8 protein-coding genes are annotated in these 10,005 nt (G+C 68.4%); 6 read left to right on the forward strand and 2 right to left on the reverse strand.

All coding sequences use genetic code 11. From position 1 onward, the window contains the following. Nucleotides 1–4: 4 nt before the first annotated feature. From phnA to AB7O82_RS28845, 3 genes are all read left to right on the forward strand, one after another. On the forward strand, nt 5–1,264 hold the full coding sequence (gene phnA, locus AB7O82_RS28835; protein ID WP_428554084.1) for a phosphonoacetate hydrolase: 1,260 nt from the start codon (nt 5–7) through the stop codon (nt 1,262–1,264). 25 nt (nt 1,265–1,289) lie between these two features. Further along, a complete protein-coding gene (gene phnY / locus AB7O82_RS28840) occupies nt 1,290–2,744 on the forward strand; it encodes a phosphonoacetaldehyde dehydrogenase (protein WP_428620798.1) in 1,455 nt (484 codons plus the stop codon). A 127-nt stretch (nt 2,745–2,871) separates the two neighbouring features. Beyond that, nucleotides 2,872–3,228: a GFA family protein gene (locus tag AB7O82_RS28845; RefSeq protein WP_428554079.1), complete on the forward strand. Its 357-nt coding sequence runs from the start codon at nt 2,872–2,874 to the stop codon at nt 3,226–3,228. A 13-nt stretch (nt 3,229–3,241) separates the two neighbouring features. Here AB7O82_RS28845 and AB7O82_RS28850 read toward each other — a convergent pair whose 3' ends face one another. Together AB7O82_RS28850 and AB7O82_RS28855 are read right to left on the reverse strand one after the other, a co-directional pair. Further along, nucleotides 3,242–5,029: a gamma-glutamyltransferase family protein gene (locus AB7O82_RS28850; RefSeq protein ID WP_428620800.1), complete on the reverse strand. Its 1,788-nt coding sequence runs from the start codon at nt 5,027–5,029 to the stop codon at nt 3,242–3,244. A 230-nt stretch (nt 5,030–5,259) separates the two neighbouring features. Further along, entirely contained in the window at nt 5,260–6,180 is a 921-nt protein-coding gene (locus tag AB7O82_RS28855) for a LysR family transcriptional regulator (protein WP_428620801.1), read from the reverse strand. Nucleotides 6,181–6,456: 276 nt separating this feature from the next. On the opposite strand from AB7O82_RS28855, the gene AB7O82_RS28860 reads away from it, so the two are divergent. The 3 genes from AB7O82_RS28860 to AB7O82_RS28870 form a co-directional block, all read left to right on the forward strand. After that, complete coding sequence (locus AB7O82_RS28860) at nt 6,457–8,076, forward strand: FAD-dependent monooxygenase (RefSeq protein ID WP_428620803.1); 1,620 nt, start codon at nt 6,457–6,459, stop codon at nt 8,074–8,076. Between the two features lie 135 nt (nt 8,077–8,211). Beyond that, entirely contained in the window at nt 8,212–9,051 is an 840-nt protein-coding gene (locus tag AB7O82_RS28865; protein WP_428556437.1) for an alpha/beta fold hydrolase, read from the forward strand. Then, nucleotides 9,020–10,005: Bug family tripartite tricarboxylate transporter substrate binding protein (locus AB7O82_RS28870; protein WP_428556434.1), on the forward strand; the 986-nt coding region annotated here is incomplete at its 3' end. The genes AB7O82_RS28865 and AB7O82_RS28870, both read left to right, overlap by 32 nt.

The following is a 10,005-nucleotide window of genomic DNA, read 5'->3' on the forward strand; positions in this document are numbered from 1 at the left end:
CAGCATGGCACCCGACAGTCTCACGTCCAACGGCGAGGTCGCCGTCAATGGCCGCGGCTACCGCCTGCCGCGCCAGCCCACCGTCGTGGTCTGCGTCGACGGCTCGGAGCCGGGCTACATCGAGCGCGCCGTCGAGGCCGGCCGCGCCCCCTGGTTCGGCACGGTCCTGACGCAAGGCGCCAGCCTGCTGGCCGACTGCGTGGTGCCGTCCTTCACCAACCCCAACAATCTCTCCATCGTCACCGGCCAGCCGCCGTCCGTCCACGGCATTTGCGGCAACTACTTCCTCGATCCCGACAGCGGGAAGGAGGTGATGATGAACGATCCGAGATTCCTGCGCGTCGAGACGCTGTTCCCGTCGTTCCAGCGCGCCGGCTGCCGCATCGCCGTCATCACCGCCAAGGACAAGCTGCGCGGCCTTTTGGGCAAGGGGCTGGAGCTGGGCGCCGGCAAGGCCTGCAGCTTCTCGTCGGAGAAGTCGGACAAGGCGACGCTCGCTGAGAACGGCATCGACAAGGTCAATGAGTTGGTCGGCATGGCTGTGCCCGATGTCTACAGCGCCGGCTTGTCGGAATTCGTCTTTGCTGCCGGCGTCAAGCTGATGGAGCGCCATCGGCCGCAGGTCATGTATCTCTCGACCACCGACTACATCCAGCACAAGCATGCGCCCGGCACACCGGTCGCCGACGATTTTTATGCGATGATGGACGGCTACCTGGCTCGGCTCGAGGCCCTGGGCTGCACGATCGCGGTTACCGCCGACCACGGCATGAATGCCAAGTTCGATGCCAACCACCAGCCCGATGTCATCTACCTGCAGGACCTGTTCGACGGCTGGTTGGGCAGAGACAAGGCCCGCGTGATCCTTCCGATCACCGATCCCTACGTCGTTCATCACGGCGCGCTCGGCTCGTTCGCCGTGGTCTATCTGCCGGCCGGCACGACCGCGGCGGAGATGATCGCGAAGCTCGCCGCGCTGCCTGGCATCGAAGCGGCGCTGGCGAAGGATGAGGCGGCGCAGCGTTTCGAATTGCCGGCCGACCGGCTGGGCGATCTCGTCGTCGTCTCGACCAAGCACAAGGTGCTGGGCACTTCGGCGGCGCGCCACGACCTCTCCGGCCTGACCGAGCCGCTGCGCAGCCATGGGGGCATCTCCGAACAGAAGGTGCCGCTGCTTTGCAATCGCCCCCTGGCGGCCGACGCCGGGCAGCGCCGTTGGCGCAACTTCGACGCCTTCGACCTCGCCCTGAACCTCGTTGCCTGAAAGGCCAAACCTTGAGAGGCCCAACATGGACACCGTGACCCGCCCTACCTCGGACGAGCGGCACGACGCGCTGCGCATCGCCGGCAAGAAAGTCGAGACCGGCGCGAGGCTGGAGGTGCGCTTCCCGTGGGACAACCGGCTGGTCGGCAGCGTGCCGCGCGCCACGCCGGAGCTGGTGGCCGAGGCATTCCGCATCGCCCACGCCTACAGGCCCACGCTGACGCGCTACCAGCGCCAGCAGATCCTGCTCAGGACCGCCGAGCTCCTGGTCGCGCGCAAGGAGGAGCTGTCGCGGCTGATCACGCTCGAGTCGGGACTGTGCCTCAAGGATTCGCTCTACGAGGTCGGGCGCGCCTACGACGTGTTCACCTTCGCCGGCCAGCTCTGCCTGCTCGACGATGGCCAGACCTTCTCCTGCGATCTCACCCCGCACGGCAAGTCGCGCAAGATCTTCACGCTGCGCCAGCCGCTCAACGCCATATCGGCGATCACGCCGTTCAACCATCCGCTGAACATGGTGGCGCACAAGCTGGCGCCGGCCTTCGCCACCAACAATTGCGTGGTGCTGAAGCCCACCGAGCTGACGCCGCTCACCGCCCTGTTCCTCGCCGATACGCTCTACGAGGCCGGCCTGCCGCCGGAGATGCTGTCGGTCATCACCGGCAATCCGTCCGACATTGGCGATGCCATGATCACCGACCCGCACGCCGATCTCGTCACCTTCACCGGCTCGGTGCGGGTCGGCAAGCATATCGCCGCGACGGCGGGCTACAAGCGCCTGGTGCTCGAGCTGGGCGGCAACGACCCCCTGATTGTCATGGAGGATGCCGACCTCGACAAGGCGGCCGAGCTCGCGGTCGCCGGCGCCACCAAGAATTCCGGCCAGCGCTGCACGGCGGTGAAGCGCATCCTGGTGATCGAGAGCGTTGCCGACGCCCTCGTCGAGTGTGTCGTGGCCAAGGCGCGAAAGCTCAAGGCCGGCGATCCGCTCGATCCCGAGACCGATATCGGCACGGTGATCCACGAGCGGGCCGCTACGCTGTTCCAGAACCGCGTCAGCGAAGCGGTGGCGAACCACGGCGCCAGGCTGCTGCACGGCAACGACCGGCGCGGCGCGCTGTTTCCGCCGACGGTAGTGGATCACGTCGATCCGGTCTGCGAGCTGGTGCGCGAGGAGACGTTCGGCCCGGCGATCCCGATCATCCGCGTCAAGGACGTTGCCGACGCCATCCGCGTCTCCAACGGCACCGCCTACGGCCTGTCTTCGGGCGTTTGCACCGACCGCCTCGACTACATCACCCGCTTCGTCGACGAGTTGCAGGTCGGCACCGTCAATGTCTGGGAAGTGCCCGGCTATCGCATCGAGATGTCGCCGTTCGGCGGCATCAAGGATTCCGGCCTTGGTTACAAGGAAGGGGTCCTCGAGGCGATGAAGAGCTTCACCAACGTAAAGACCTGGTCGCTGCCTTGGCCGGGGTAGGGACGAGCTCAAATGGCTCGTCTTCCGGACCGCAAGCATCTTGCTCACTCTTCGGCCGGGCGAGCGAGACGCTCGCGGTCCGGAAGAGCATGAGCCAAGATATTGGCCCAATTGTTCGGAGAACATCATGGCCACTGAGACCTACACCGGCAGCTGCCATTGCGGCGCCGTCACCTTCTCGGTCGAGCTCGATACGTCATCGTCGCTGAAGTGCAACTGCTCGATCTGCGCCAAGATCGGCGCAGTGTGGGCGTTTGCGCCCAGGTCGAAGTTCACGCTGAAGTCGGGCGCGGCGAAGCAGGGCGACTACCAGTTCGGCAAGAAGACGCTGCACCACCGCTTCTGCACGGCGTGCGGCGTCGAGAGCTATGCCGAGGGCGCGATGCCCGACGGCACGCCGACCGTCGGCATCAACCTGCGCTGCGTCGACGGCGTCGACGTGGACATGCTCAGTCCGAAGCCCTGGGACGGGCGCAGCCTGTAGCTGGCGGCTCGGGCTACCAGCCGAGCGCGTAGCTCGCCCGGCGAGGGTCGGCGCCCGAGGTCATGATGCCTGTGCGCAGGTCGGCGTGGATGGCGCAGACCGCCCCGGCGCGCCAGATGCGGTCGGGCCACCACGTGACCTGATGTCCGCGGCGCGCCAGCTCCTCGCCGGTCTCGCGCGGGATGCGCGCCTCGATGCACAGCCGGCCGGGCAGGGTGGCATGCGGCTCGAAGCTGTCGGGGAAGCTGTACGTCGCGACGCGCGGATGCTCGACGGCGTCCTGCGGGTCCATGCCGAACAGCATCATGTTCAGAAGAACCTGCAGCATCGCCTGCTGCTGCACGTCGCCGCCCGGCGTGCCGAACGGCAGGACGTAGCGGCCGGCTGCCACCGCCAGGGCGGGCGCGGGTGTCAGACGCGGCCGCTTGCCGGGGGCGAGGCGGCTCGGATGGCCTGCGGTGGTCCACGACTGAGAGCCGCGCGACGACGGGCAGAGGCCGGTGCCGGGGACGATCGGCGATTCGGACGACACGTCGCTCGGCGTCGCCGAGACGCTGTTGCCCCAGCGATCGACGACGCAGATATAAGACGTGTCGCGCGGCAGGCCGGTCGGCGCGCCGTCCTGGCGCAACGCAGACGCGGCGCGGGCTGCCGTGGACGTCAATGCGCCATTGAGCGTCGGCGCGCCGTCGGGGATGCCGTGCGGCGGCATCTCGGGATGGGCGCGACGCGGATCGATCTGGGCGCGGCGCCGCACGCCATACTCGGGGTCGAGCAGGCCGTCGAGAGGCACGTCGACATGCCGCGGATCGCCATAGAAGGCCTCGCGATCGGCGAAGGCGAGCTTCAGCGCCTCGATGATCATGTGCAGGTAGTCGGGCGAGTTGTGGCCGGCGGCGAGCAGCGCGGCGTGATCGACGATGTTCAGTGCCTGGCCGAGCACCGGGCCCTGGCACCAGGCATTGCAGGTGAACACCTCGGTGCCGGCGAAATGCACCGACGGGGCGCGCTCGACCGGCGAGCTGTAGCCGGCGAGGTCCTCGGCGGCGAGCCAGCCTCCTTCCTGCCGGTGGTACTCGACGATCGTGCGTGCGATGTCGCCCTTGTAGAAGGCGGCGCGGGCCGCCTCGAGGCCGGCCATGCGATCGCCGCCGCGGGCGAGCGTCGCCTTCTCCTCGTCGACCATGTACCTGAGCGAGCGCGCGAGATCGGCTTGGACGAACAGGTCGCCAACCTTGGGCGGCTGCCCGCCCGGCAGGTAGATCGAGGCGCTCGACGGCCACCTGGCGTACTTGTCGCGCTTGGCCGCCAGCATGTCGGCCAGCAGGGGATACATCGGGAAGCCTTCGCCGGCGAAGCGGATGGCGGCCGAGGCGACCTCACCGAACGTCATCGTGCCGAAGCGCTTCAGCGCCGTGATCCATGCATCCGGCGCGGCCGGCACGACGGTGCGCAGCACGCCTTCGGGAATGGCACCGCCATGCTTGCGCACGAACAGTTCGGGATCGGCGGCGGCCGGCCAGTAGCCGAGGCCTTCGATGTTCCACACCACGCCGTCGGCCATGCGCACCAGGATGGGCGCGACGCCCGCGACGTTGACGATATCGGGCTGCAGGACGCCGAGCGCAATGCCGCCCGCCACCGCGGCGTCGACAGCGTTGCCGCCCGCCTCGAGGATGGCGAAGGCAGCGTGGGCCGCGCCGTAGTGGCCGGCCGACACCATGTGCCGAGTGCCGCGCAGCGCCGGGCGCTGGGCATAGGTCTCGCCTTCGCTGCGCGCCGTCTGGGTCTCAGCCGCCATCGTCGTCGCTCCCCCTCGAAGCTTGGGCTCTGCTACGGACGATAACCGATGCGGCCGGTCAAGTCGTTCCCGCTCACCGGGGCATCTGCCATGACCGTGCGTAATGCCCCGGCGCTTGCCGACTTTGATCAGGAGTGGGCGCATCTCCATCTTCCCCCGATGACGGGTCGACGACGGGGGAGGGGCAGACATGTGTTCACTTCGCATTGGCAGAGCTGGGGAGGAGATGATCAACCGGTGCTCTGGCGCCGTCGCTGCGGCGGGGCGACCAGGATCTTGCCGTTGGCGATCAGCTGCCTGCAGATCACCTCCAGCGCCGCGACGGTCTCGCGCGTCGCGCGCGTCACCGGGCGGCCGCGCGGCAGGGCGAGCACGCGCTCGCCGCGCAGCCAGGACAGGCGGGCTGCCGCCAGCGTGCCGTCCGCGACCTCCTTGTGGATGCCGGAGTAGGGCAGCAGCCCGTAGCCCAGCCCGACCGCCACCATCTGCTTCAGCGACGCCATGCTCTCGACGCGCAGCCTGGACTTGACGCCCGGCGGAAAGGCGTCGCGGGTGCTGGCGCTGAGCGGCAGGACGGCGGCCGGCAGGTGAGCGATCTCGGGACGCGAGAGCGGCCCTTTGCCGAGCAGGGGATCGCCCGGCGGGCCGATCAGGAACACCTGCTCGACTACCAGCGTCTGGTAGGTGAGGTGATCGTTGGGCTGCGGTCCCGACAGGATCGCGATGTCGACCTCGCCGCGCAGCAGGCGGTCGGTCATCTCCTCGGTGAGGCCTTCGCTCAATTCGAGCTGCACTCGCGGGAAGCGCTCAGCGAAGCGCCGGGCGAGCGGCGTGTAGAAGATGTGGGCGAGGCTCGACGGCGCGCCGAGCCGTACCGTGCCGCTCGGCTCGCGATTCTCGAGCTGGACCTCGGCGCGGACGTCGTCGACCGCGCCCAGCAGCCAGCGCCCGCGGTCGAGCAGGACCCGGCCCGATTCGGTGACCGACACGCCGCGGGCGCCGCGCTCCAGCAGCGCTCCGCCCAGCTCGTGCTCGAGCAGCTTGATGTGCCGGCTCAACGCCGATTGCGCGACGTTGAGCGCGCTCGCCGCGGCGCCGAACCCGCCGCGCTCGGCGACGGCGACGAAATAGCGGAGTTGGCGCAAGTCCATGGCTTCATCTCGAAAAGAGATCGAGATCATATCAAACATATACTTGTGAGATAGCCTGATCTGGCGACATTTTCTCCTCCCCAGCGTCATCGCTGGGGAGGTGTCGCCGTCTTCGGCGACGGAGGGGTCGAGGTCTCTTGGACCGCGCGCATCTCGCCCGCTCTTCTCATGGGTGGGCGAGTCGCCCGCGGTCCGCATGAGTGCATGACCCCTCCGTCCGCGATGACGCGGATACCTCCCCAGCGAGGCTGGGAGGAGTGAACGAGAGGAACTCGAATGGGCGATGCCGCTGAAGTAACCCGCCGGACCTCGGTCTTCATCGTCGGCGGCGGGCCGGTCGGGCTGGCGATGGGGCTGCTGCTCGATCGCTTCGGTATCGATGCCGTCATCGTCGAGAAGAGTCCGACCACCACCGATCATCCCAAGTCGCGCGGCTGCTGGGTGCGCACCATGGAGATTTTTCGCCAGTGGGGCATCGAGCAGGCGATCCGCGATCGCGGCCTGCAGGACAATTCCGACATGTTCGTCCAGGTCGAGAGCATCGCCGGACGTGAGATCGGGCGCTCGCGGCCGGAACCGAACCTCGGCCAGACACCGGCCTGGAAATGCCTGGTCGCGCAGGACGCGGTCGAGGAGGAGATTTTCAAGGTCATCGAGCACTCGAACCTCGTGCAAGTGCGCTTCTCGACCGAGTTCGTGGGCTTCGAGGAGACGGAGGACGGCATCGTCGCCGAGATTCGCTCGGTCGAGAGCGGGCAGAGCGAGCGCTGGCATGCCAAGTATCTGCTGGCCTGCGACGGCGCCGGCAGCCAGACGCGCCGCGCCGCCGGCATCGACATGGTGGGGCCGGCGACGCTTGCGGTGCTGCTGAACGAATACTGGCGCGCCGACCTCTCGCGCTTTCCGCTGGCGCGCGAGGCCGCCGGCTACCAAGTCTATTCGAAAACGCCCGGCGTGCCGCGCGCCGGCATCCTGAACACCAACGGCCGCGACCGCTGGCTCAGCATCATCCAGATCGGCGAGACCAAGGACGATCGGCTGCGGCCATGGACCGACACCGAGATGATCGAGATCATCCGCGCCCATGTTGGCGTGCCCGATCTCGAGGTGACGCTGCTCAACCGCTCGGTCTGGCGCATGAGCAAGCAGGTGGCGGCGACCTTCCGCAGCCGCCGCGTCTTCCTGGTCGGCGATGCCGCGCACCGCTTTCCGCCGACCGGCGGCTTTGGCCTGAACTCTGGCGTGCAGGATGCCCACAACCTCGCCTGGAAGCTCGTCTATGTGCTGCGCGGCTGGGCCTCCGACAAGCTGCTGGACAGCTATGACTGCGAGCGTCGGCCGGTGGCGCAGTCCAACGCAGATTTCAGCTTCGGCAACCGCGTGCGCTTCCTGCGCATGGACCAAGCGATCCGCTCGGGCAACGACGATCACATCCGCTTCTGGATCAACGATCTCGACAACCACCTGCACAGCATCGGCCAGGCGCTCGGCTTCACCTACGAGGAGGGCGCGGTGATCGCCGACGGCACGCCGCGCGGCGGCCATCTGACGCGCGTCTACACGCCGAGCGACCGGCCCGGCGGGCGCTTCCCGCACCTCTGGCTCGACCCCGCGCGCAAGCACTCGACGCTCGACTGGTTCGACCAGGAATTCACGCTGGTCGCCGGCCCGATGGCCGAGGACTGGCTGGAGGCGGGACGTTCGGTGTCGGCCAGGCTCGGCCTGCCGCTCGCGCTGAAGCAGCTGCCCAACGCCCATCCAGCCGACGGAATCCACATGGGCCTGCGCGGCGCCGTGCTGGTGCGGCCTGACGGCCATGTCGCCTGGCGCATGCCCTACATCCCGCCCGACCCGCCGCGCGAGCTCGCGGGTGCGCTCGCGACGCTGCTGCACTGAGCGGCGCCATGATCATGGTCTTCCGGACCGCGGGCGTCCCGCCCGCTCTTCTCGTTTGTCTTCCGGACCGCAGAGGGCTCGCCTGCTTCATGGGTAGAGCGGGCGAGACGCCCGCGGTCGGGAAGAGGTGACACCATGCCCTTGATCGACGCCAACGGCACCTCGATCGCGTTCACGCAGACGGGCAGCGGGCCGCCGCTTGTCCTGATCCACGGCGCCGAGGCCGATCATTCGATGTTCGACGCGTTCGCCGTGCTGCTCGCGCCGCACTTCACTGTGATCGCCTATGACCAGCGCGATTCAGGCGGCACGCGCAATCCGGCGGACGCCTATGGCCTCGACGAGCTCGCCGACGATGCGGCGGCACTGATCGCGGGCCTCGGTCACCGGCGCACGCATGTCTTCGGCACGTCGCTGGGCGGCGTCATCGCCCAGGTGCTGGCGGTGCGTCATCCCGAACGCGTCGACCGGTTGGTCCTGTCGAGCACGTTTCGCGCCGGCACGCCGCCGCTCTCGATCAATCCCGCGGTGTTCTCGACGCTCGGCGCGCTGCGTGCGCGCCTGCCCGACAGCGCTGCCGAGATCGCGCGCTATTTCTTTCCCGACGAGCACATCGCCCGTCATCCCGGCGTGGTCAGCATCTTCTCCGGCAGCAGCCGGACGGCCGAACAGAGACAGCGACGGGCCGGCATCCTGGCGCGTCCCGTCGCCGTCGATCCTGGCCGGATCGTTGCACCGACGCTGGTGCTGGTGGCGGCGGACGATCGCCTCATTCCGCCCGCACACACGCTATCTCTTGCCAATGAAATCGGTGGTGCGCGGACGGCGACGCTCGCGGGCATCGGCCATGTCGCCACGATCCAGGATCCCGCCGCCGTCGCCCGGCCGGTGATCGCGTTCCTGGAGGAGGGCGCCTCGACAAGAACAATCGGAGGAAACAGCCATGAGCGGTCCGACGGACGATCTCCTCGATAGCGCGCGGCCGACACGCCGGCGCGCACTCGGCCTCATTGCGTCGACTGGGCTGGCGCTACCAGCCGGGCTGGCGCTGCCGGCCGCGGTCCGTGGGCAATCGATCGACTGGCCGGCCAAGCCGGTACGCGTCGTGTCGCCGTCGACGGGCGGCATCACCGACACGCATGCCCGCATCGTCTTCGAGGCGTTGTCGGATCGCCTGGGACAGCGCTTCTACATCGACGGCAAGCCCGGCGCGACCGGCGGCATCTCGGCGCAGATCGCCGCGCGCTCGCCGGCCGATGGCTACACGCTCCTGTTCACGATCGCGAGCTTGGTTGTCACCAATCCTTTCGTCTACGAGAACCTGCTTTACGACACCGAGCGCGACTTCGACCCGGTGGCCATGCTCGCCTATGCGCCGTTCGCCATTCTGGCGCGCGAAAGCCTACCAGTCCGCTCGATGAACGAGCTCGCAGACCATATCCGCGCCCATCCGGGCAAGGTGACGTTCGCCAACGTCGCGCCCGGCAGCCTGGCCCACCTGGTGGGCGAGCTCTACCTGCAGAAGATCGGCGGCAAGGCCGAGATGATCCCCTATCGCAGCGTGCCGCAGACCATTCTGGCCCTGTCGAGCGGCGAGATGGATGTCTTCGTCTCGCCGATCGGCGAGGCGCGTGCCGGGATCGCCGGCGGCAAGATTCGCGGCCTGGCGGTGACGACGGCGTCCAGGCTGGACAGCCTGCCCGAGGTGCCGACCATGGCCGAGCAGGGCTTCGCCGGTTTCGACGTTGCCGGCTGGTACGGCGTGCTGGCGCCCAAGGGCACCCCACGCCCGATCGTGGACAAGGCTAATCAAGAGCTCAATGCCGTGATCGCGTCGGCGGCCTATCGCAAACGCGTCAGCGAGCTGGGCGCCGTCGCCTCCGACCCGATCACGCCCGATGCCTTCCGGGAAATCTGGCGCGCCGAAGC

Origin of the sequence: Reyranella sp. (genome assembly GCF_050185545.1) — a bacterium.
Lineage (GTDB): Bacteria > Pseudomonadota > Alphaproteobacteria > Reyranellales > Reyranellaceae > Reyranella.

Excerpts from the sequence above, each read along its gene's own strand:
- phnY (WP_428620798.1), top strand. The coding sequence starts at position 1,290 with ATGGACACCGTGACCCGCCCTACCTCGGACGAGCGGCACGACGCGCTG.
- AB7O82_RS28860 (WP_428620803.1), top strand. The coding sequence starts at position 6,457 with ATGGGCGATGCCGCTGAAGTAACCCGCCGGACCTCGGTCTTCATCGTC.
- AB7O82_RS28855 (WP_428620801.1), bottom strand. The coding sequence starts at position 6,180 with ATGGACTTGCGCCAACTCCGCTATTTCGTCGCCGTCGCCGAGCGCGGC.
- AB7O82_RS28865 (WP_428556437.1), top strand. The coding sequence starts at position 8,212 with ATGCCCTTGATCGACGCCAACGGCACCTCGATCGCGTTCACGCAGACG.
- AB7O82_RS28845 (WP_428554079.1), top strand. The coding sequence starts at position 2,872 with ATGGCCACTGAGACCTACACCGGCAGCTGCCATTGCGGCGCCGTCACC.
- phnA (WP_428554084.1), top strand. The coding sequence starts at position 5 with ATGGCACCCGACAGTCTCACGTCCAACGGCGAGGTCGCCGTCAATGGC.
- AB7O82_RS28850 (WP_428620800.1), bottom strand. The coding sequence starts at position 5,029 with ATGGCGGCTGAGACCCAGACGGCGCGCAGCGAAGGCGAGACCTATGCC.